The following is a 20900-nucleotide window of genomic DNA, read 5'->3' on the forward strand; positions in this document are numbered from 1 at the left end:
CACTCTGATACCTATGCTCATAGGTATTGAAGGCCAACGGAGACCACAACAGCAGGAGAGAAGACATGTCAGAACAGAAGTCGTTGCAGCAGGCCATGGAGGCCGCTGGGAACCCCGTCGAGATGATGCGGAACTCGAAGGTGGGCGCCTACATCTACCCGGTGGTCGCCCCCGAGTTCACCAACTGGCGGGACGAGGTCAAGGCGTGGCGCGAGACCGCGGTCATGTTCGACCAGACGCACCACATGGACAACCTGATCATCAAGGGCCCTGACGCCCACAAGCTGGTGTCCTACACCGCGATCAACTCGCTCGAGAACTTCCCGGTCAACCGCGCCAAGCAGTACGTTCCGGTGACTCCCGCCGGCTATGTCATCGGCGACGGCATTCTGTTCCACGAGGAGCAGGACCAGTTCACCTACGTGGGCCGCGCGCCGGCCACCAACTGGCTGAAGTTCCACGCCGAGACCGGCGATTACGACGTCGAGCTGATCGAGGACCGTCGTTCCCCGTCGCGTCCGATGGGCAAATCAGTGACGCGCGAGTACTGGCGTCTGCAGATCCAGGGTCCCAAGGCCTGGGACGTCATCGAGAAGGTCAACGGTGGGCCGGTGGAGCAGCTGAAGTTCTTCCACATGGACACCATGAACGTGGCGGGACTGACCGTGCGCACCCTGCGTCACGGCATGGCCGGCGCTCCGGGCCTGGAGCTGTGGGGCGACTACAAGGACTACGACAAGGTCCGCGAGGCGATCATGGAGGCCGGCGAAGAGTTCGGTCTGGCCGCCGTCGGCGCCCGCGCCTACTCCTCGAACACCCTGGAGTCCGGCTGGATCCCCTCGCCGCTGCCGGCCATCTACTCCGGTGACGGAATGCTCGCCGACTACCGCGCCTGGCTCGGTGCCGACTCCTACGAGGCCAACAACGCCATCGCCGGCTCCTTCGTCTCCGACAACATCGAGGACTACTACACGACCCCGTGGGAGTTGGGCTACGGCAACTTCATCAAGTTCGACCATGACTTCATCGGTCGCGAGGCCCTGGAGAAGATCGACGCCTCGACGCAGCGCCACAAGGTGACGCTGGCCTGGGACGACGAGGACATGGCGCGGATCCACGCCTCCATGTACGGCAAGGATGAGCTGCCCTTCAAGTTCTTCGACCTGCCCAACGCCAACTACGGCTCCTCCAACTTCGACTCGGTCGTCGACGAGTCCGGCAAGGTCGTGGGCTTGTCCATGTTCACCGGCTACTCGTACAACGAGCGCACGGCGCTCTCCCTGGCCGTCGTGGACCCGGACGTCAAGGTCGGAGACCGCCTGAAGGTCATCTGGGGCGAGCCCGACGGCGGCTCCGGCAAGACCACCGTGGAGCGTCACCGCCAGACCGAGGTCAACGTCACCGTCTCGCCGGTGCCGTACTCCTCCGAGGTGCGGGACAACTACGAGGGCTCCTGGCGCAAGAAGGGCGAGGTCTGATCCTTCGCTGCTGTTAGTTTCTGTTTGATCTACTGCTGATCGCACGAGGCCACGCGGGTGAACCGCGTGGCCTCGTGCGTTTCGGAAGCGCTCAACACACCGTCACACCCGGTCTTTGAGCTTCCGGTCCCGGCCGTAAACGATCATGGCCAGGATGATGATGACCCCGTAGAGAATCTGTTGGTCAGCGGTGGTGAATCCGTGGCCCACCATCACCGTGGACACCACCATGAGCATGAGCGCACCGCCGACGGTGCGGGTGTAGTCACCCGGTCCGCCGAGGACGGTGCCGCCGACGACCACGGCGGCGAGCGACTGAAAAAGGTACGGTCCGCCGATGGCTGTGGTGACCGTCCCGGCGAAGGCGGCCAGCATGACCCCGGCCAGGGAGGCGGCCAATGCAGAGAAGGCGAACACGAGAATCCACGTGGTGCGCAGCCTGATCAAGGAGTAGCCCGCCGCGACCGGATTCGCGCCGGCGGCCTGGAGACGCCGGCCCGCCACCGTCTTGTGCAGAAACACCCACATGAGCACGATGACGATTCCCCAGATCACCAGCAGAGGTGGGATGGGGAGGCCGAACGTCGTCGACTGTTGCGACGTCAACTTCGTCAGCCACTCTGGAGCACCGCCGGCGATGACTCCTTCGCTCTGGACCTGGACCACACCGAGTGCCAGTGAACCCATCGCCAAGGTCGCCACCAGCGGGTCGACGGAGAATCGGTGGCACAACCACCCCACGAGCCCGCCGAGTATCAGCGCCACAGGAACCATGATGGCGAAGGCGATCCAGAAATGAAGGCTGTACATCACCGCGATCTGCGTCACCATCACGGCCCCGAAGACGATGAAGTTCGCCACGGACATGTCCACACCGCCGATGAGGACCACCAGGGTCTGACCGATCCCGGCCAGTCCGACGAGAGCAGTCAGAATGAGGATCGACTTGAGGGTTCCAGCCGTGCCGAAACCGTCGATCGTCAGGGCACCGAAGGCGAACGCCAACACCGTGATCGCTAGCTGGAGGAGAGGGAACCTCTGTTGCCAGAGTGCCAGGCGTTGCCAGGGGGAATTGCTCTCACCGGAACCCGGGCCGGAGGGGGTAGCTGCCTCCGCACTCTCCGGCGAAGCGGGGTGCGTCAGTGACGTGGTCATGTCAGTGGGCCTTTCGTTGGGGAGACAGGACCGAGCTCAGAACGATGGCGAAGAGCAACAGGGATCCGGAGACGAGACTCATCCACGTCGTGGGGACATGGAACACCGAGAGCATGTTCTGCACGAGGAAGACCACAGCGGCGCCGCACAGCGCGCCGATGACGCCGCCACGGCCACCGCCGAGCCGGACGCCTCCCAACGCCATGGCCGTGATGGCTCCCAGAATGTAGGCCTGGCTGGAGGACGCATCGATGGAACTGGTCAGCCCGGCCAATGCCAGACCTCCGAGGGCCGCCAGCACACCGCCGAGCACGTACGTCAAGATACGTACAGCGCCGACAGGAATGCCGGAGGAGAACGCGGTGGCATCGTTTCCGCCGACGGCATAGGTGTTCCGGCCGAAGGCGGTTCGGGCGAAGGCCCACCAGATGAGCAGAGCGGTGCCGATGGACAGCAGACCTCCGGGGATAATCCACACCGAGCCGCCCAGCATCTGCACCCAAGACCACTGCAGGTTGAACGGTGTTGGCGCGAGCCGCAGGTTGATCCCGGACAGTACGAACATGCTCGCGAGGGTGGCGACGATCGCCGGAACGCGTAGCCACACGACGATCACTCCGTTGATCAGACCGATGACGGCGCCCACGCCGAGCAACAGAGGGATGGCCGGCCAGCCTCCTATTCCGGCGGGCGTGAGATAACCGATGAACAAGATCGATGTGAGCGTCATCTGTGCGCTGATGGACAGATCGATCCCTCCGGCCACCACCGCCGGAGTACTGGCGATGGCAGCCAGAGCCAGGGGAGCGAACGAGGCGAGCTGAAAGACCGGACCGAAGTTCGGCTGAAGGATCAGATTGATGACCAGCATGACCACGGAGGCCGCGAGGGCGAACGCGAAGGGATAGTCTCGGAGCATTTGCCCGATACGACGGTGTCTGGCGGCCGCCGCGGTGGCTGCTTCGGCCGGGTGTGTAGTGGTCGGATTCTCAGGGGTCGTGAGCACGGTCAAGAGGTCACCTCCATGTCTGGGCTCCTGGGAGAGCTGGAGTCCTTCGCCGTCTCCAACGTGGCGAAGAACGACGTCACGAGGCCGTCCCGGGTGATCTCGTGCTTGCGATGTTCGGCCACCACGTGGTCTTCGTGGAAGACCAGGACACGATCCATGAGCTCAAGGTGCTCGTCGACCTCCGTGGACAGCATGACCACGGCCAGTCCGTCACTGGTCAGCTCGTGCAGCAGGCGGTATAGATCCCGCTTGGCATTGATGTCGATGCCCCGGGTCGGGTCGTTGAGCAAGAGAATCTGCGGGTTGGCTGCGAGCCAGCGCGAGATGACGACTTTCTGCTGATTGCCGCCGGACAGCGTGGTGATGGCGTCACTGCTGCGTCGGAACGTGATGTTGAGCCGGTCGACATAGTGCTCGAATCGGCGTCGAGCAGACCGATCGTCGACGAGGCCGGCGGTGCTGTCACGGGAGAGCGTCGGGATGGAGAAGTTGTCCAGGATACTCATCCACGGAAACAGGGATTCGGCCCGACGTTCACGGGGAACATAAGCGACTTTTTGCCTGGCTGCCTCGTGGGGGTTGGTCAGCGGGTGGTTCTGTCCATTGACGGTGACGACCGAACCACTGACTTGTCCCATTCCGGCCAGCGCCCGCAGGAAATCCGCTTGCCCCTGACCTTCCAGTCCGGCGAGACCGACCAACTCGCCGGCATGAAGGCGAAATTCGATGGTTCCGCCGTCAGGGGAGGTCTGCAGGTCTCGCGTCTCCAGAACGACAGGTGCCACGGTCGCGGCCGGCCGAACCTCGTCCCGGACCGACGCTGGTGCCAGCGAGCCGCTCCCCGTCATCAGCCGAATCACCTCGTCCGGGGTCCAGTTCGTTCCGGACAACGTCCCCACCGTGCGTCCGGACCGCAGAACCGTGATGCGGTCGGCGATCTCTTCGACCTCATCCATGCGGTGGGTGATGAGGATGATGCCCGTGCCCTCCTCGCGGAGTCCGCGCACCGCGTCAAACAGCCTGGACCGCCCATCGAAGTCCAGTGCGGATGTGGCCTCATCGAGGACGAGCAAACGGGGCCTTCGCAGCAGGGCACGCGCGATGGCGCACCCCTGTCGGTCGCTCAAGGACAGTGATTCCATCGGGCTGTCCAGGGAGGGTGGAGTCTGGAACAGCTGGTCCAGAACCTCGCCAGCACGCTCGATCTTGGTCCGCCGGTCGACCACCGTGGAGAACACGCCGTCAACGCCGAGCCAGAGATTGTCGAGAACGGACATCGGCTCCACGGAGAGCACCTCCTGGAAGACCGTCGCGACTCCAGCCGTCATGGCCTGCCGGGGAGAGGCGAAGCCACGCTGAGATTTCCCCGCCAAAGTCAGGGTCCCGGTGTCCGGAACGTGGATGCCGGCGAGCATCTTGACGAGACTCGACTTGCCCGAACCGTTCTCTCCCATGATGGCGAGAACCTCGCCGGGCCTGACGTCGAATTGTGCTTGGGCCACTGCCGTGGTCGGTCCGAAACGCTTCGACACGTCTTCCACCGTGAGTAGGGCGGTGGCGGAACGCTGGGCTTGGCCGGTCTGGCTGGTCTGGTTGGTCTGGTTGGTCTGGTCAGACATGGAAGGCACCACTACTCGCCGGGATGCGTGAACATCAGGTCGGTCTGCTCCTGGGGCAGGAGCTCTCCGTGTGACTGGATCTCCTCTGAACTTGTGGTGGTGGCATCGGGAACCGCGAAGTCGTCCAGATTGTCCTCGGTGATCAGCAGATTGCTGGTCACGATGTGGTTGAACTTGGGGCCCTCTCCCTCAATGATCCTGGTGGAGATGTCGAAGACAGCTTCGGCGCCCATCTTCCCGTTCCCTCCCGTGGCGATGCCCTCGTAACCATCCGGTTGGAGCTTTTTCCACCAGGCCAACGACGCTGCAGAGGCGATGTGGTCGACAACAATCGGCATCGGGCTTCGGCCAGCACTGTCGAAGGCCGAGAACACGCCCGTGCCCATGGAGGCCACCTGATACGCCATATCGATCTCCTGCGGGTGAGTCGCCAGGAAGGTGGAGACAGCTGACTTCGCGGCCGCCTCGGAGAAGTCCCCCGCCGGGGTTCCGACGATGGACACGTCCGGGCAGAGTCCGATCACCCTCTTGGCCGATTCCACGGAGACGGTGTTGACGGACATTCCCTCCATGCCCTGGACAATCATCACATTCCCCTCGCCATCGATCTTCTCGAGGCCTCGGGAAACGGGTTCAGCCACCGTGGTGAACGTGTTTGGAGCGACATCGACGGCATACTCGGAGGGAATGAATCCGGTCCAGGTCACCGTAGGAATACCCTTCTTTCCGGCATCGTTGACCGCCTGTACGAAAGCGTCTCCGGAAACGGGCTGGGCGATGATGATATCGGCGCCATCCTGGACCAACTGACTGTAGGCGCGGAGTTGATCGGCCGCGGTGACCGATCCCCCCGTGCCGCCGGGGTTCTGAACGATCAGCCGATCCACGAGTCCTTCGCTCTCGGCCTCCTTGAATGACGCGGTGATCTGCCCGGCGAACGCGTTCGCATAGGTGCTTCCACTGTCCAGCTGCAGATAGCCGACGGTAGCCGGCTCACCGTCATTCAGCGGGCCTGCGTCAGCCCAGGCAGACGCGTCGATCCGGTAGGGGAAGCCGTTGAACAGCTCCTTCAGTTCCGGGCTTTCCTCCGCCAAGAGGTCGTCGGGATCGTTGGGTTCAACGGTCGGCACCGTCCCGCAGTCGCCCTGCAGTGCAGCGGCGGTCCCGTGGTCGCCGCTGCCGGCGGAGTCGCCGGCGTCGGCCGCCGGTCCCGATTGCCCCGAGCAGCCGGACAGCACCAGAGACAGGGAGGCGACGGCGGAACAGGTCAGGAGTGCGGTGCGGTGGTTGGACTGGCGACCATGGCCAATGTTTGCCTTCATGTGAATTCCTTTAGATGACACGAGTGAGTAATTCTCACGGTGGGTGGAGAAGAGTCGTGACGCCGGACCGCAATGCGGGTGCGGGATATGGAGCGAACGTAGTGTGCTCTGAGTGGGTGGAGGACTCACATGGCCAAGGGGTGCACGCTGAGGCAAGAATGCCGAGAACTGATTCCCCCTGGATCAAATCACTCTCAGTTCGGGCGTGACTCAGGATTGTTCTGTGTCTATGGACATAGGTGGACCATCAACCTAAGGTGATGCGGGTCACATACTGGATTTCCAGTTATGTATTGACGTGCATGGTTTGAGAAGGGTTGCCCATGACTGTCGACTCACGATCTCCTGCGACCGCGCAGGGAGCGGACAACGTCGTTTACAAGAGCGTGTCGGACTATGCGAGGGATGTGTCCGAAGCCATCGCGCCCATGGCCGTGGAGAGTGGCCGTCACCGATTCTCCGGCGCGATCTCCGCACGGCGATTCGGACTGATGGAGCTGTGCTCGATCCACACCAGTCAGCACACCATCACCAGAAGTGAAGAACATATTGCCGGAATGCGGCGCGCGTCCTACAAGTTCTGCCTGCAGATGAGTGGCAGCGGCTTGATCAGGCAAGCTGGCCGTGAAGCGGTGCTGCGCCCTGGAGACATCGCCTTCTATGACTCGGACGTGCCCTACTCGTTGGTGACGACGGATGAGAACTGGTCCATGATCATCCTCATTCCACGAAACCGGCTCGGAATATCGGAGCAGAAGGCTGCGGAATTGACGGCCGTGCGGATGCCGATCGAAGACGGCGTCACCGCAACGGTGAGCGGCTTTCTCGGCCAGTTGATCCGGATGGCCGACCGCGTGTCGACCTTTGACGGTGCACGGCTGGCCCAGAACACGACGGACCTCCTCTCGACGCTCATCGCCTCTGAGCTGGGGGATGACTCGCGGGCGCACTCGACCGGAGAACAGCCCTTGATGCAGCGGATCCTCGCGTACATCGAGTCTCACCTCGACGACCCGGACCTGAGCCCCCAGTCGGTGGCGGCAGCCACATTCATCTCAGTACGCCATCTCCACGGCCAGTTTCACCAGCAGGGCCACACTGTCTCCACGTGGATCAAGCACCGCCGGCTGGAACGCGCGAAGGTGGACCTGGCCGATCCACGGCTGCGCAGTACTCCGGTCGCCGCGGTGGCTGCGAGGTGGGGCATCTTGGACGCGCCGCACTTCTCCCGTTCCTTCAAGGCGACCTTTGGGGAAACGCCGTCGGAGTTTCGCCGGCGAATGGCCGCATAGCGCCCATCGAACGATCACTGCGCTCCTGCGCAAGGAAGATGCCCGCAGTGGCAACCCTGCTTCAGTTCGCCGCCATAGCGTGTGATGACAGCAAGGGTGATCGACGGTACATCCGGAGGTCACCACACGACCGATCCGCGTCGACGCATCGCGTCCCCGCGGTGTGAATGGAGGAATCTCATGGCTGAAACCCTGTCCCACGATCCGCAGACCCTGTCCGCGTGGCGACCGCCTCACCTCTTGGGCATGCATCGGCAGGATCTGCTGGAGCTGTTCGGTCAGTTGCCGGCGCCCGCGGACGGTGAGCTGGACGGCGAATACTCGGGGTACGACTACCTCGGCCATACCCGAGAGGGCTGGGACGCCGGCTGGGCACGGGCCGAGGCCGGCCAGGGCACCTGGTGGTTGGGAAAGGCTTTCCACGGCGATGAGGGATACAACCGGATTTTGAATGCCAACGGCAGCACGACTCGCATGATGCGGTTCGGCGTCCGTCCCGGTGAGTCACTCATCGACGGCAAGCCCGCGCTGCTGCTGGTGTACGGGGACTTCGACAACCCCACTGGCCGCGAGGGACTGGTGGATGAGGTGCGCAGAATCAATGATGACCTCTACGTGGCCGCCTGCACCTTCCCGGCGGAGAACGGACAGCGCAGCGAGCCGTCCATCATCGTGCTCTCCGGTCCCGCCCAGCCCTGGGTCGGTGTCGACGATCCCCGCGCGGAGGCCAGGCTGTGAAAGCGGCGATCACTCCCGCCGTCGGCGAGAAGTTCGTTGTTCGGGACGATGTCGTCCTGGACGAGCCCGGTCCCCAAGAGGTCCTGGTTCAGGTCCGGGCATCGAGCCTGTGCCACAGCGATATCTCCGTGGCGGAGGACTCGGTGGGCTTCCCCATGCCGGCCCTTCTCGGCCACGAGATCGCGGGTGATGTCGTGGCCGTCGGGGCACGCGTGCGGGATTTCGCCGTCGGTGATCCCGTCGTGGCCTGTGGGATCACGGTGTGCGGTCACTGCACTGCCTGCCGCAGCGGACGTCCCTATCAGTGCGAATTCCCACATGAGGTCGGTCGGGCTCCCGAGGACGGACCACGGGTGCGGACCGACGAGGGTGAGCTCTTCCAGTTCATGGGCATCGGCGGATTCGCCGAACAGGTCCTGGTTCATGAGAACCAACTGGTCGCGGTGAGCCCGGACATCCCCTACGACAAGGCGTGCCTGCTCGGTTGCGGTGTCGTCACGGGTGCCGGTGCGGCCATCAACACGGCCCAGGTACGTCCCGGGCAGACGGTGGCCGTGATCGGCTGTGGAGGCGTGGGACTGAATGTGATCCAGGGTGCCGCCATGGCCGGGGCACGGCGCATTGTCGCGGTGGACCTGCAACCGGTCAAGCTCGAGCTGGCTCGTGCGTTCGGGGCCACTGATGTGGTCAATCCGGCCGAGACGGACCCCGTAGAAGCCGTCCGAGACGTGACCGGTGGTGGAGTGAACAGCGCCTTCGAGGTGATCGGACTGACCGGAACTGCCGTCCAGGCGTTGAACATGTGCCGCACCGGCGGAACCGCCTACTTGATCGGTGTGCAGAAGCCGGCAGCGAAGCTCGATTTTCAGATTTTCGAGGATTTGATCCTCCCGCAGAAGGGGCTTCGGGGCGTGTCCATGGGTTCAACCAATCCGCGCGTGGACATCCCCTACTACGCCGAGAGCTATCTGCAGGGCCGGTTGATGCTTGACGAGTTGGTGTCACAGCACATTCGGCTGGACGAGGTGAACGACGCTTACGACTTGTTGAAGGAGGGCGCGGTGGCGCGCTCGGTGATCACTGCCTTCTGATCCATTCGTTACCACTTTCAAGGAAACTCCCATGGCGCAAGCGCTACTCATGGAGCAAGTCGCCGCTCCGTTCATTCTGGGCGACATCTCACTCGACACCCCGCTGGATCGCGAGGTGAAAGTCCAGGTCAGAGCCTCCGGGGTGTGCCATAGCGACCTGACCGCATCGACCCATGACATGGGTCTGGAACTGCCGGCCGTCTTCGGGCACGAGATCTCCGGCATTGTCGCTGAAGTGGGCAAGGAGGTCACTCGGTTCCAGCCGGGTGACCAGGTCATCGCCTGCCTGCAGGCGCACTGTGGCGAATGCCCAGACTGTATCGACGGGCAGATCAACCTCTGCAAGCACCGGGACGCCGTCGCGCGAGACCCTGGACAACCACCCAGGCTGACCTGGAACGGCCGCCCGGTCACGCAGAACATGGATCTGGCCGGTTTTGCCGAAGAGATTCTGGTACACCAGAACAACCTGGTGAAGCTGGACGAACCGGTGGAACACGAGGTGGCCTGCATTCTGGGGTGTGGGGTGATCACCGGGGCCGGGGCGGTGATCGAGGGATCCCGCATCCGTCCGTTCTCCACCGTTGCGGTGGTCGGCTGCGGCGGAGTCGGGCTCAGCGCCATCGCGGCCGCCCGATTCGCGGGGGCCGCGCAGGTCATCGCGCTCGATGTGGTGGATTCCAAGCTCGAACTTGCTCGGGAGATGGGCGCGACTCACGTGGTCAACAGCGCTCAGACGGATCCGGTCCAGGCCGTCCGTGAACTCTCAGGAGGAGGGGTGACGAACGTCTTCGACGTCGCAGGGATCCCGGCGGTGACCGCGCAGTCCTACGACATGGTGGCACAGGGCGGAGAGATGGCCATTGTCGGTATGTCCGCGCCCGGCAGTACGTGGTCCCTGGACATTGGACCGGAGGCCTTGTTCCGGCAAGCCACTATCAGGCCGGTGCTGATGGGCAACAGCAACTTCAAGCGTGACATTCCACGGTATGCCGATCTATACCGGCAGGGCCGATTCAACCTCGACGCCTTGGTCTCGCGCACCATCAACCTGTCCGAGGTGAACGGCGCTTTTGACGACATGGCTGTTCACCCCGGGCGCACCGTGGTGGTCTTCGACTAGCCCGCCTCGAAGCGGAGGGCTCAGCGTCGTCCGCCACCGCGTCGCGCGGCGCCCTCAAGCCGACTGAAGCTCGTGCTCGAGGTGTCCGTCGTCATCGGGGCCGTTGAGCGCTTCGGAGATGCGCTTCGACGTGGTCATCAGGGGCGGGATGAGCTGGTGCGGAGTGAACTGGTCCTTCGGCGCGGTGATCCCGACGGCGGCGACCGTCCGTCCGTGTGGACCGGCGATCGGAGCGGCCAGCGCAATGACCCCGTCGATGATCTGGTCGTAGGCGACGGCCACCCCCCGTTGACGCACTTCCGCCAACACCTGGCGCAACTGGCTGGGATCGGTCACCGTGGACGGCGTATAGGCGATCAACGGCTTGTTCAGCAGCTCGTCCAGAGTCTCCGGCGCCGCCGCGGCCAGCAGGACACGACCCGTGGCGGTGGCGTGCATCGGCCACCGGCCGCCGAAGCGGCTGGTCACCGGAGCCCCGCCCGGAGCGAGCATCGACTCGAGATACAGCACGTCCTGCTGCATGGACACCGAGAGGTGGATGTTCGTCTTGGTGGCGTGGTGCAGGCCGTGGAGGAAGGGGTGGGCCAGTTGCTTCAGGCGCAGACGGTGACCGGCGAGCGAGCCGAGCTCCAGAACCTTCAATCCGATGGTGTACTCACCGTCCGGCTGGCGGTGCAAGGCACCCCATTCGGTCAGCTCACCGACCAGTCGGTGAGCTGTGGGGAGGGTTAGTCCGGCGCGCCGGGCGATCGAACTCAAGGTCAAGCTGTCATGGCGGTCCGTGAACGTGTCCAGAATGGCGAGGACGCGGCCGGCTGCTGTGGGCTTTGACTGCGATGTCAAGGCGACTCCTTCAGCGTGATGGGCATCACATCAGTCTAGCCATTGATCCACTATGTGGATAGGCAATTCTGCCGTTGTGTCCGCACTGATATCGGTTTCCTCAGGACGGGCGACGAATCAGGGCGGGGATCAGCGGCGCCAGCGTGCGGTATCGGAGGCACCCGCTCAGCACGCCCCAGGCGAACGCCGCGTTCTCTGCGGCTCGTGCGGGCAGCGCTGCCGCACCGGCCACCACGGCCAAGACGTCCAGAACGTCACCGTTCCGCCGGGAACGCCGGCTGACGGTGACCACTGTGTCCACCACGAGTCCGCGGAGCAGTAGTCGGCGTGCCGGTCGGCAGACGAGCGCGGCGGGAAGCAGCACCGGCAGGCCGTAGCGCCACGACCAGGATGCTGTTTGTCCCACGTTGGCGCTCAGGCCCGCCCAGGCCAGTCGCCCGGCGACGGCATCGGCCGAGTCGAACCGGTCCATGCGCCGTCTGAGTCGCCACCAGGACAACGAATAGGCGGCCGCCGAGGTCAGTGCGAAGACGGGCCAGGGCGCCATCATGGAGGCGGCGACCGCCAGTCCGGTCGCGTTGTACCGAGCAGGAGCCAAACGTCCGGGATGGCGCTGTGCGAGGGGTGCGGAACTGAGGCCGTAGCCGGCATGCTGACGCCACCAGCCGGCCGCGTCCTCTCGGGTGGTGTGGGCCACGTTAACGTCGGGGACGTATCTGACGCGCCAGCCGGCGTCTGTCAGCCTCCACACCAGATCGACGTCCTCGCCGACGCGCAGCTCCGCGCTGAAGCCGTCGCCCACAGTTGAGGTGCGTGCCACCCAGCACGCCGACGGCACGTAGGTCAGCCGCCGGGACGGACCCACGAGGCCAGGCGTGCTGCCCACGTCCAGCGGCCCCATCCACCGCTCGTACCGTGCCAGCGCCGCGTGGACGCCCCATGCCGGGGGATCGGTTCTCGTCCGTGCCGGAGTTCTCGGCGCCACCACTCGTGGTGCCGTCACCGCCAGCAGTGGATCGGAGAACTCCGCCAGAAGCCGTTCCAACTGCTCTGCCGTCACGGCCACATCGGAATCCACGAACGCCACGAAAGGGGTCTCCACATGCGCGAGGCCGGCGTTGCGAGCACCGGCCGGCCCGACATTGACCGGGAGATCGACCTGGTGGGCGCCGTGACGCGCCGTGACCGCCGACAGTCGTGGAGCATCCGCTGAGGCGTCGTTGACGACGATCACCCGGGGCCGGCGTTCCTCCGGGAGGCCGCCGAGAAGTCGGCAGAGCAGCCGGTCCAGCGCCTCCGCGCGGTCGCGCACGGGCACGACGACGGACAGGTGGGTCAGGCACGGTGGTTCCGGCTGGGCGGAGGGCACGGTGACGGCCAGATCCTGATCCGTCAGGCGACGGGCCAATGCCGCACTGGCTGGGCCGTCCACCTCCAGGATGCCCTGGGCGGGGGGCAGTGATCGTTCGTCGACGTGGATTCGTGCCAGGGCCGGGCGCAGGGTCGATTCGAGCAGGCCACCGGGAAACCGCCGAGCGGCCAGGCGGACCCGGGAACCGTTCGGAAGGACGGCCGTGCTGTCGGGTGGCGGGGTGGGGAGCTGGTGCGTCATGCCAGGCGACCGCCGTCGTCGGTAAGGCTGTGGGTCAAGCGATGGGAGAGGTCGGCGCACGCCTGTTCGGCCAGCACCGCGCCCTCGGCGGCCGTAGCGGTGGTGGGATCGCCCAGCACCCCCGTGGGGCTCACGGCCTGCACTCCGTCGCGGACCAAGTCCGGGAGGATCTTCTCCAGTGGATCGAGCCGACCCGGAGCCGCCAGGTCCATCCGAACCAGTTCCGGCGCCAGATGCAGCAGCAGTGACGTCTCCGTGTGGCCGGCATGGGCGTCGGCGTCCGCCGGGTCCAGACCGGTCCAGGCGACGTCCCGACCCTCTCGGAGCAGGAGTCGGCAGGCACCACGCAGCGCCGGTGCGTTGCCGCCATGGCCGGTGACGAAGCGGATGCGCGGACACCACCGAGTGGCCGACCGGGCCAGCTCGACCAGGTAGCCGCCGAGCTCGGCGTGGCCGATGGAAACGGTGCCGGGGAACTGTTCGTGCTCACCGCTGGAACCGAAGGGAATCAGTGGTGCCAGGAACCACGGCGACCCGGGTCCGTCCGCAGCGGTGAGCCCGGAGGCCACCCGGCGGCACAGTGCTTCGGCGATGATTCCATCGGTTCCCAGGGGCAGGTGTGTACCATGCTGCTCGATCGAACCCAGTGGGACGATGAGCGTTCCGGCGGGACGGGGCCTGGTCTCGTGATGGGCTCCGTCTTCGGCTCGGACGGCGGTCTGCGGCGAGCGAAGCTCGGACAGCCCGGCTGCGCTCGTCACCAGCTCGCCACCGGATCAGTGACGGACAAGGAGCTGGGGTCCGTCAGCGTAGTCCGGAGCCGGGAGAGAACCCGGCCAGCGGACTCTCCGCGCAGGCCGAGGTGGGTGGCTGCGCCGGCGGCTCATCGGGCTTGCGGCGCATCAACTGCACCAGCACCGGCTCGTTCTTGGTGGCGAACGGCCGAGAGTGGTCCTGGCTGGCGTCCGGAACCGTCCGCGTCTCCTTCAGCTTCTCCTCGCTGTTGCCGAGCACGCATTCCGGGTCCGGGCCGTCCATGGGCAGTCCGGTGAAGAACTTCGCGGCCATGCACCCACCACGGCAGGAATCGAAGAACTGGCAGGAGGAGCAGGCCCCGCCCGATTGCGGATTGCGCAGCTCGGCAAACAGCGCGGAATCCCGCCAGACACCAGTGAAGCCGTTGCCGTCGAGCACATTGCCCGCCAGGAACTCCTCGTGGATGGCGAACGGGCAGGCATAGACGTCGCCAATGGGATCGATCAGGCAGACCACGCGGCCGGCGCCGCACAGGTTCAGTCCGGGAAGGGCGCCGCCGAGCGGAGCCAAGTGGAAGAACGAGTCACCGGTGAGGACGTTCTCCCCGTTGGCCACCAGCCAGTCATAGAGCTGCTGCTGCTGGTCGCCGACCAGGTGCAGTTCATCCCACACATCGGCGCCGCGTCCGGAGGGGCGCAGGCGCGTCAACCGCAAGGTGGCGCCGTAGCGGTCGGCGATCTCCTTGAACTCATCGAGTTGGCCGACGTTCTGCCGGGTGACCACCACGGAGACCTTCGCGTCCCGGAACCCGGCCTTCTGCAGGTTGTCCAGGGCTCGGATCGCGGTGTCATAGGAGCCGGGGCCACGAATGTAGTCATTGACCTCCGGGGTGGCGCCGTCCAGAGAGATCTGGACGTCCACGTAGTCCGTGGCAGCCAGTCGACGGGCGTTGGCCTCGTCGATCCGGACGCCGTTCGTGGAGAACTTCACGCCCACGTGATGGGCGACGGCGTAATCCACCAGGTGCCAGAAATCCGGGCGAACCGTCGGCTCTCCACCGCCGATATTGACGTAGAAGACGCCGATGCGCTCAAGCTCGTCGATGACCGATTCGCATTGTTCGGTGGTCAGTTCTCGGGGGTCCCGTCGGCCGGACGAGGAGAGACAGTGCGCGCAGGACAGATTGCACGCATAGGTCAGCTCCCAGGTCAGGCAGATGGGAGCCTCGAGGCCCTTCTCGAAGTAGTCGACCAGGCGAGTGGCTGGCTGGTCCTGGGTGGCAAGCGCCGTCATGTGCTCATTCCTTCGTGACTGGTGCGTACTGCAGCATTCCGATGCTCAGCAGGTGGTCGATGACGCCGACAAGGCCGGCCCGTTCTTCGGGTCCGGCCTCCACGGCGTCGAAGCATTCCGCCACGGTCCGGTCACCGTCCATTGACTCGATCACGGCGGCGAGCCGTGGGGTCTTGAGGAACATGAGCTTCCGGGTGCGGAAGTCGTACAGGAGCGCGCCGAAGCGCTCCGGTCGCACGGAGACCGAACCCGCCAGTACCAACTGGGAACGGGTCGTCTCCGCGCCGTCCGGGCGGGGCAGGGCAGTCATCAGTAGACGCCGCACATCCCGTCGATGGAGACTTCCTCGATCAGCTCCGCGACGTCCTGGGTGGTCTGGCCCTCGGTTTCGGTGACCGACTGGCGGGAGGGAAGATTGTGCTCAGGCATGGTCTGGTTCCTTTCGGCGAATCCGTGGCCTGACATGCAGGCCCCTGTGATCCAGAACACTACGGATGAATGCCGCAACTGTCTATGAAGATAGGCACTTGTTCTGCAGTGTGAGGTGGTGTTCTGGATGGCGTGTTCCGATGCTAGGGATGCCTTCTGCCAGATGGGAGGCCACATCCGTGAGGCGGAAGTGGTGGTCTTCGTGACCGTCGTTGATGGTCATTGATGGTCGTTGATGAAGAGACCGCCCAGGTGTTCACCGAGGAGGACAGCCGTGGCGGCCGGCCCTCGGCTCGGAACCTCCGGCAGAATCGACGTGTCCACCACGCGGAGCCCCTCCACGCCGTGGACTCGGCCGTGGTGGTCGGTGACCGTTCCCGGCCGTTGGTCCGGACCCATGGGCGCGGTGCCGGCCATGTGGACCGCTGTGCCCAGGTTCTCGACCATCCAGGCGTTCAGGTCCCGGTCCCGATCGAACACGGTTCGGTCCCATGACTCGGGGTCCACCCACTCGGCGAGTTCGTCCGAGACCAGGAGCTCGACGGCGGTACGCAGTCCTTCCCGCATGCGACGACGATCCTCGTCCTGGGACAGGTGGTGGTATTCCACGATGGGCGACGAGGAGGGATCCGCGTCGTTCAGGTAGAGCCGCCCCCGACTGACCGGTCGCTGCAACGCCACGATGACGGGCAGCTCGGTACCCTCGTCCGCACCCGCCAGCACGGAGAAGGGACGCAACAGGGGCAGGATCTCCAGATCTCCAGCGTGGCCGGAGCTCTCGCCCGTCTCGTTCCGGCTCTCTTCAGCATCGCCCAGACCAAGGGGGGCGGCCGCCCAATTGAGGGCCCAGGCGAACAGAGGGTCCCGCGGCCCCGGCCGCGCGGGGCGCCTCAGCGGAGCGGTGACGGTGAGATCAGCATGGTCTGAGAACGAGGTCCCGACGCCGGGGGAGTCCACCTGAACCTGAATTCTCGCCTTCGCCACGTCGTGCGCCGGCCCGATGCCCGACATCATCAGCAGATGGGGGGAGCGGACGGCTCCGGCAGCCAAGACGACCTCGCCGGCGCTGATCCGCTGTAGCCGTCCGTCCACCTCGACCTCGACCCCCGTGGCCCGTCCGGCACTGATCAGGACGCGCAGCACACGAGCCCCACCCCACACCGTCAGATTGGGTCGGCGGAGTGCGGGCAGCAGGTGGGTCAGACCGGTGTTCATCCGGACGCCGTTTTCCACGTTGAGGGGCAGCTGACCGTGTCCCGAGAGGGCATGGATGTCATTGAGATCGGGAAGAGGCTGATGGCCCAGGCCCGAGGCGGCCCGAGCGAAGGCCTCCGCCATGGGTGACGGCGCAAAGGCTTGGCGATCCACCGGGACCGGCCCCTCGCCTCCGTGACCCGCAGTGTCGGCAAACTGTCGGTCGCGTTCCAGCGCTGCCAGCACAGGCAGGACCTGATCCGGTGCCCAGTCCGGATTGCCCGCGGCCGCCCATCGCCGAAGGTCGGTGATGCGGGGGCGGACGAAGTAGGCGCCGTTGACCGCGGTCGAGCCGCCGGCACCCTGGCCGCGGCCGACGTCGTACTCCTGTCCGGGAGCCACCTCGGAGCGGTACCACCACGAATGCGGTCCCGGGCCGGTGACGGTGGGCAGCGCGGCGGCGTTCAGCACGTCCGCGGGGAATCCCGGCTGAGCCAGCGGCACCGGCCCGGCCTCCAGGACCAGTACTGTCCGGCTCTGCTCCTCACTGATCCGCGCGGCGAACGGCGCCCCCGCGCCGCCGGCACCCACCACCAGGACGTCGGGGCGGTGCTGAGGATCAGGACCTGACCGGGTCATACCCTGCCGGTCGGACTGCGCGTCGCTCATGCGCTGTAGGGACGTGTTGGCGCGTCAGGACGCCCGGGACGCTGTGCTGACGGCGCCCCCAACGCACGGGAGAGGGCGCGGGCCGTGGCGTTCAGGGCCGGGAGGACGTGGTGGACGGTCAAATCGCCGTCGCGCTTGATGGTCACACTCAGTGCCGCGATCGTCCGGTCCCGTGGTCCGCGCACGGGCACGCCGACGGCGAAGGCCCCCGTCGTGATCGATTCATGCAGGACGGCCACCCCCGTCCGCTTGACCTCGGCCAGGAGCCGGCGCAGGACCTCCGGGTCGGTGATGGTGCTGTCCGTGTAGCGCTTCAGCCGGCCGTTGAGCACCTCATCGCGCACGGCCGAGGGGGCGAACGCCAAGAGCACCATTCCCGTGGCCGTGGCATGGAGGGGCCACCGCCCTCCGAGACGGCTGAGCACGTGGGCTCCGGTGGTGCGTTGCAGGGACTCCACGTAGACCACGTCATGTTCGTCCCGCACGGCGAGGTGCACGTTGGCATCAACGGCGGACTGCAGGTCAGCCAGGTACGCCGGAGCGACGTCTCGCAATTGCAGCATCTGCGGTTCCAGGGTTCCCAGTTCCAGCACGCGCATTCCGATCGTGTAGCGCCCGTCCGGAAGGCGTTCCAGGGCCCCCCACTCCCGCAGTTCGCCGACCAGACGATGCGCGGTGCTCAGGGTCAATCCCGCGCGGCGACTGATCTCGCTGAGCGTGAGCTCCAGGTGGTCCTGGTCAAAGGTGTCCAGCACTGACAGGACTCGCCCGGCAGCCGTGCGGCGATCGTCCGGGGACTGCGCGTCCCGGAGTACCCCTGCCTCCGAGCGCTGCCCTGCGGCGGAGGCGGCGGCCTCCGAGTCCGGTTCCGTCGGCGCTTCCGGGGGAGTGGACGCCGACCCGGCTCGCGGGGTGTGCCGCTGGGCAGCGGAGGCGGTGGACGGGCTCGGCGTCATCGGTGCCCCGGCCGGCGTCGGGCCACCACACGGCATGGCTCCGCCGGTCATGCTCTCAGCCATCGGTCGGCTCCTTTCGGGGCGATGCGGGATACCGCTGTGCGGCCCGGAGACAGGTGTATCCGGAGTCATTCCATGGTGGGATGCGCCGTTCCGACACGCGACGGATTTCCATCCGGCGGAAGCAACGGTGGCCGGACGCCGTCTTCCGTCCAGGGGAATCACGGCTGTGCGCCGCGGACGCGCACCCTAGATTCACTGCTCAGATCGATGAAGCCAATGACGCCTTCACACTCATGACCTCGACAGCAGAGAGATGATCCCATGACGGACCAGAGCAACAGTCAGGGCACCGACGAGGGTGCGAACGGCGTGGCCCACGGGACGGCCAGCGGCACGGCCAGTCGCGACCAGGCCGACGGCCGTGACCTGAACGGTCAGGTGGCCGTGGTCACCGGCTGTGGCAAGCCGGACGGGATGGGCCAGGGAATCGCCCGTGCACTCTCTGCTCGTGGTGCGGCGCTGGTCATCACCGACCGCGAGCCGAGGGGCGTCGCCAATGACCGCCAGCGCCTCCTGAAGGAGACGCCACCCAGCGGTCTGGAGGAGTTCGCGGACGAGCTGCGTCAAGACGGAGTGGACGTCACCACGGCGCTGGGCGACATCTCCGACCGGGCGGACGTGGCCGGCATCATGAAGACCGTGCAAGACCGCTTCGGGCGTCTGGACATCCTGGTGAACAACGCGGCCGCTCCGCAGGGCGCCGATCGGCGGGATATTGAAGAGGTGCCGGATGAGGCCTTCGACCTGTTGATCGACGTGAATGTGCGCGGAACCTATGCCATGTGCCGTGCAGCGGTGCCGTTGATGCGTGCCTCTCGGTACGGGCGGATCGTGAACATCTCCTCCATGGCGGGGCTGTCCTCGGCACCGTTCTCGGTGGCCTACTCGGCGTCCAAGGCCGCGGTGATCGGACTGACCCGCGCGTTGTCCATGGACGTCGGCCCGTGGGGCATCACCGTCAACGCGGTCTGCCCGGGTCTCGTGGCGACCAGCCGCGCGATCCTGGACCCTTCGGCCGATCTCGATGTTGAATCGACCCTGGCCCAGCGCGGCCGCAACATCCCGGTCGGCCGCGTCGGTCGTCCCGCGGACATCGGGGCCCTGGTGTCCTACCTGGCCTCGCCCGACGCCGGCTACGTCACCGGACAGGCCATCCCGGTGGACGGTGGCGGGCTCACCCCCTTCCCCTTGCGTCAGCCTCCGGAACAGAGCTGAATCAACGCATCCCCCTGCAGACAGGAATCACCGTGGACATCAATCTGGACGGCAAAGTCGCACTGATCACCGGTTGCGGCCCGAACATCGGCAGTGGCATCGCCCTGGCCCTGTCCCGCTACGGGGCCAAGGTGGCGTGCAATGACGTCTCGACCGAGTCGATCGACGCCTGCATCCGCCGCATCGAACGCAACGGTGGCACGGCCATGGCGGCTCCCGGCGACGTCACCGACGAAGAGCAGGTGAAGGGCTATGTGGACGCCGTGCTCGAGCGCTGGGGACGGATCGACATCCTGGTGAACAACGCGGCGCTGCTGGGTGGCAAGGGCGTTCTGGATGAGACCGCCGAGGATTTCGAACGATCCGTCCGGGTGTCCTCCCTGGGGTATTTCCTCAACACCAAGCATGTGGGCCGAGCCATGGCGGAGCGGGAGATCCGGGGCTCCATCGTGTGTGTCTCCTCGTCCAACGGTTGGAGCGGCACTGCTGGCGTGATTGCCTATGCGTTCAACAAGGGCGGCGTGAACAACTTCGTCCGGGCCGCCGCCATGGACTTGGCGCCCTACGGCATCCGGGTCAACAGCTTCACTCCGACGGCGCCGACCCCGGACAATCCCGAACTCGTGGCCGCGGGAGTCACCGGCGTGCTGCAATCCCCGCCCCGCAGCGGTTCACCGGCCCAGGGGGCTCCGTCCGGCAGCGGGGGCCGGGCGACCAGTGGCGGGCTGGGCGGAGCGGTCGGCGACGAACCGTGGCGCCGTCCCACCCGGTGGTCCGGCGACCGCGCTCCCATGGTGCCCATGGGAACCACCGGTACCCCCACGGACATCGGACACGCCGTGGCGTGGCTGAGCTCGGATTACGCGCGTCTGATCACCGGCACGGACCTGGTGGTCGACGGCGGCGCGAGGGCGCGGAACTTCGCGTACATTCCCGCTGCGGCGGAGGACCTGGCCGGCCCGGTCCCACTGATCAGCCTGGACGAAGACGACGCCACCTGATCCCGGCCTCACTCCCAGCCTGACGCGGTCAAGAGGGGCCGG

General features: G+C 65.9%; 19 protein-coding genes. 7 read left to right on the forward strand and 12 right to left on the reverse strand.

All coding sequences use genetic code 11. From position 1 onward, the window contains the following. Positions 1-65: 65 nt before the first annotated feature. Complete coding sequence (locus ACFQQD_RS05740) at positions 66-1478, forward strand: aminomethyl transferase family protein (RefSeq protein ID WP_378087140.1); 1413 nt, start codon at positions 66-68, stop codon at positions 1476-1478. Between the two features lie 102 nt (positions 1479-1580). Here ACFQQD_RS05740 and ACFQQD_RS05745 read toward each other — a convergent pair whose 3' ends face one another. From ACFQQD_RS05745 to ACFQQD_RS05760, 4 genes are all read right to left on the reverse strand, one after another. Further along, positions 1581-2633 carry an ABC transporter permease gene (locus tag ACFQQD_RS05745; protein WP_378087142.1) on the reverse strand — a complete coding sequence of 351 codons (1053 nt, stop codon included), beginning with the start codon at positions 2631-2633 and terminating at the stop codon, positions 1581-1583. A gap of 1 nt (position 2634) precedes the next feature. After that, positions 2635-3552: an ABC transporter permease gene (locus ACFQQD_RS05750; protein ID WP_378087144.1), complete on the reverse strand. Its 918-nt coding sequence runs from the start codon at positions 3550-3552 to the stop codon at positions 2635-2637. Positions 3553-3641: 89 nt separating this feature from the next. After that, positions 3642-5261: a sugar ABC transporter ATP-binding protein gene (locus ACFQQD_RS05755; protein WP_378087146.1), complete on the reverse strand. Its 1620-nt coding sequence runs from the start codon at positions 5259-5261 to the stop codon at positions 3642-3644. An 11-nt stretch (positions 5262-5272) separates the two neighbouring features. Next, complete coding sequence (locus ACFQQD_RS05760) at positions 5273-6583, reverse strand: substrate-binding domain-containing protein (RefSeq protein WP_378087149.1); 1311 nt, start codon at positions 6581-6583, stop codon at positions 5273-5275. Positions 6584-6906: 323 nt separating this feature from the next. On the opposite strand from ACFQQD_RS05760, the gene ACFQQD_RS05765 reads away from it, so the two are divergent. From ACFQQD_RS05765 to ACFQQD_RS05780, 4 genes are all read left to right on the forward strand, one after another. Further along, positions 6907-7875 (forward strand): helix-turn-helix domain-containing protein, encoded by a 969-nt coding sequence (locus ACFQQD_RS05765; protein ID WP_378087151.1) that lies wholly within the window; start codon positions 6907-6909, stop codon positions 7873-7875. 180 nt (positions 7876-8055) lie between these two features. After that, positions 8056-8613 carry a hypothetical protein gene (locus ACFQQD_RS05770; RefSeq protein ID WP_378087153.1) on the forward strand — a complete coding sequence of 186 codons (558 nt, stop codon included), beginning with the start codon at positions 8056-8058 and terminating at the stop codon, positions 8611-8613. Then, complete coding sequence (locus tag ACFQQD_RS05775; protein ID WP_378087155.1) at positions 8610-9704, forward strand: Zn-dependent alcohol dehydrogenase; 1095 nt, start codon at positions 8610-8612, stop codon at positions 9702-9704. The genes ACFQQD_RS05770 and ACFQQD_RS05775 overlap by 4 nt, the downstream gene beginning before the upstream one ends. A 31-nt stretch (positions 9705-9735) precedes the next feature. Next, complete coding sequence (locus ACFQQD_RS05780; RefSeq protein ID WP_378087157.1) at positions 9736-10827, forward strand: zinc-binding dehydrogenase; 1092 nt, start codon at positions 9736-9738, stop codon at positions 10825-10827. 54 nt (positions 10828-10881) lie between these two features. Here the strand turns inward: ACFQQD_RS05780 and ACFQQD_RS05785 are convergent, their stop codons facing one another. The 8 genes from ACFQQD_RS05785 to ACFQQD_RS05820 all read right to left on the reverse strand — a co-directional run bounded on the left by ACFQQD_RS05785 (position 10882) and on the right by ACFQQD_RS05820 (position 18642). Beyond that, complete coding sequence (locus ACFQQD_RS05785) at positions 10882-11670, reverse strand: IclR family transcriptional regulator (RefSeq protein WP_378087159.1); 789 nt, start codon at positions 11668-11670, stop codon at positions 10882-10884. Positions 11671-11770: 100 nt separating this feature from the next. Further along, on the reverse strand, positions 11771-13282 hold the full coding sequence (gene mftF / locus ACFQQD_RS05790) for a mycofactocin biosynthesis glycosyltransferase MftF (protein ID WP_378087161.1): 1512 nt from the start codon (positions 13280-13282) through the stop codon (positions 11771-11773). After that, positions 13279-14043 carry a mycofactocin biosynthesis peptidyl-dipeptidase MftE gene (mftE, locus tag ACFQQD_RS05795; RefSeq protein ID WP_378087163.1) on the reverse strand — a complete coding sequence of 255 codons (765 nt, stop codon included), beginning with the start codon at positions 14041-14043 and terminating at the stop codon, positions 13279-13281. The genes mftF and mftE overlap by 4 nt, the downstream gene beginning before the upstream one ends. A 43-nt stretch (positions 14044-14086) precedes the next feature. Continuing rightward, a complete protein-coding gene (mftC, locus tag ACFQQD_RS05800) occupies positions 14087-15331 on the reverse strand; it encodes a mycofactocin radical SAM maturase (RefSeq protein ID WP_378087165.1) in 1245 nt (414 codons plus the stop codon). Positions 15332-15335: 4 nt separating this feature from the next. Further along, positions 15336-15641 carry a mycofactocin biosynthesis chaperone MftB gene (gene mftB, locus ACFQQD_RS05805; RefSeq protein WP_378087168.1) on the reverse strand — a complete coding sequence of 102 codons (306 nt, stop codon included), beginning with the start codon at positions 15639-15641 and terminating at the stop codon, positions 15336-15338. Further along, positions 15641-15760: a mycofactocin precursor MftA gene (mftA, locus tag ACFQQD_RS05810; RefSeq protein WP_378087170.1), complete on the reverse strand. Its 120-nt coding sequence runs from the start codon at positions 15758-15760 to the stop codon at positions 15641-15643. Before mftA ends, mftB begins: the two co-directional genes overlap by 1 nt. Before the next feature lie 219 nt (positions 15761-15979). Then, entirely contained in the window at positions 15980-17623 is a 1644-nt protein-coding gene (gene mftG, locus ACFQQD_RS05815) for a mycofactocin system GMC family oxidoreductase MftG (protein WP_378087172.1), read from the reverse strand. After that, positions 17620-18642, reverse strand: a complete 1023-nt coding sequence (locus ACFQQD_RS05820; protein ID WP_378087174.1) for an IclR family transcriptional regulator — start codon at positions 18640-18642, stop codon at positions 17620-17622. Before ACFQQD_RS05820 ends, mftG begins: the two co-directional genes overlap by 4 nt. 261 nt (positions 18643-18903) lie before the next feature. Between ACFQQD_RS05820 and ACFQQD_RS05825 the strand changes: the two genes are divergently transcribed. Further along, positions 18904-19857 (forward strand): SDR family NAD(P)-dependent oxidoreductase, encoded by a 954-nt coding sequence (locus ACFQQD_RS05825; RefSeq protein WP_378087176.1) that lies wholly within the window; start codon positions 18904-18906, stop codon positions 19855-19857. A 32-nt stretch (positions 19858-19889) separates the two neighbouring features. Continuing rightward, on the forward strand, positions 19890-20858 hold the full coding sequence (locus tag ACFQQD_RS05830; protein ID WP_378087179.1) for an SDR family NAD(P)-dependent oxidoreductase: 969 nt from the start codon (positions 19890-19892) through the stop codon (positions 20856-20858). Positions 20859-20900 lie beyond the last annotated feature (42 nt).

Origin of the sequence: Citricoccus sp. GCM10030269 (assembly GCF_042665635.1) — a bacterium.
In the GTDB taxonomy this organism is placed as follows: Bacteria; Actinomycetota; Actinomycetes; order Actinomycetales; family Micrococcaceae; genus Citricoccus.

What these genes read in the sequence shown, in the direction of transcription:
- ACFQQD_RS05740 (WP_378087140.1), top strand. Translation starts at nt 66, where the DNA reads ATGTCAGAACAGAAGTCGTTGCAGCAGGCCATGGAGGCCGCTGGGAAC.
- ACFQQD_RS05745 (WP_378087142.1), bottom strand. Translation starts at nt 2,633, where the DNA reads ATGACCACGTCACTGACGCACCCCGCTTCGCCGGAGAGTGCGGAGGCA.
- ACFQQD_RS05750 (WP_378087144.1), bottom strand. Translation starts at nt 3,552, where the DNA reads ATGCTCCGAGACTATCCCTTCGCGTTCGCCCTCGCGGCCTCCGTGGTC.
- ACFQQD_RS05755 (WP_378087146.1), bottom strand. Translation starts at nt 5,261, where the DNA reads ATGTCTGACCAGACCAACCAGACCAACCAGACCAGCCAGACCGGCCAA.
- ACFQQD_RS05760 (WP_378087149.1), bottom strand. Translation starts at nt 6,583, where the DNA reads ATGAAGGCAAACATTGGCCATGGTCGCCAGTCCAACCACCGCACCGCA.
- ACFQQD_RS05765 (WP_378087151.1), top strand. Translation starts at nt 6,907, where the DNA reads ATGACTGTCGACTCACGATCTCCTGCGACCGCGCAGGGAGCGGACAAC.
- ACFQQD_RS05770 (WP_378087153.1), top strand. Translation starts at nt 8,056, where the DNA reads ATGGCTGAAACCCTGTCCCACGATCCGCAGACCCTGTCCGCGTGGCGA.
- ACFQQD_RS05780 (WP_378087157.1), top strand. Translation starts at nt 9,736, where the DNA reads ATGGCGCAAGCGCTACTCATGGAGCAAGTCGCCGCTCCGTTCATTCTG.
- mftF (WP_378087161.1), bottom strand. Translation starts at nt 13,282, where the DNA reads ATGACGCACCAGCTCCCCACCCCGCCACCCGACAGCACGGCCGTCCTT.
- mftC (WP_378087165.1), bottom strand. Translation starts at nt 15,331, where the DNA reads ATGACGGCGCTTGCCACCCAGGACCAGCCAGCCACTCGCCTGGTCGAC.
- mftB (WP_378087168.1), bottom strand. Translation starts at nt 15,641, where the DNA reads ATGACTGCCCTGCCCCGCCCGGACGGCGCGGAGACGACCCGTTCCCAG.
- mftA (WP_378087170.1), bottom strand. Translation starts at nt 15,760, where the DNA reads ATGCCTGAGCACAATCTTCCCTCCCGCCAGTCGGTCACCGAAACCGAG.
- mftG (WP_378087172.1), bottom strand. Translation starts at nt 17,623, where the DNA reads ATGAGCGACGCGCAGTCCGACCGGCAGGGTATGACCCGGTCAGGTCCT.
- ACFQQD_RS05820 (WP_378087174.1), bottom strand. Translation starts at nt 18,642, where the DNA reads ATGGCTGAGAGCATGACCGGCGGAGCCATGCCGTGTGGTGGCCCGACG.
- ACFQQD_RS05825 (WP_378087176.1), top strand. Translation starts at nt 18,904, where the DNA reads ATGACGGACCAGAGCAACAGTCAGGGCACCGACGAGGGTGCGAACGGC.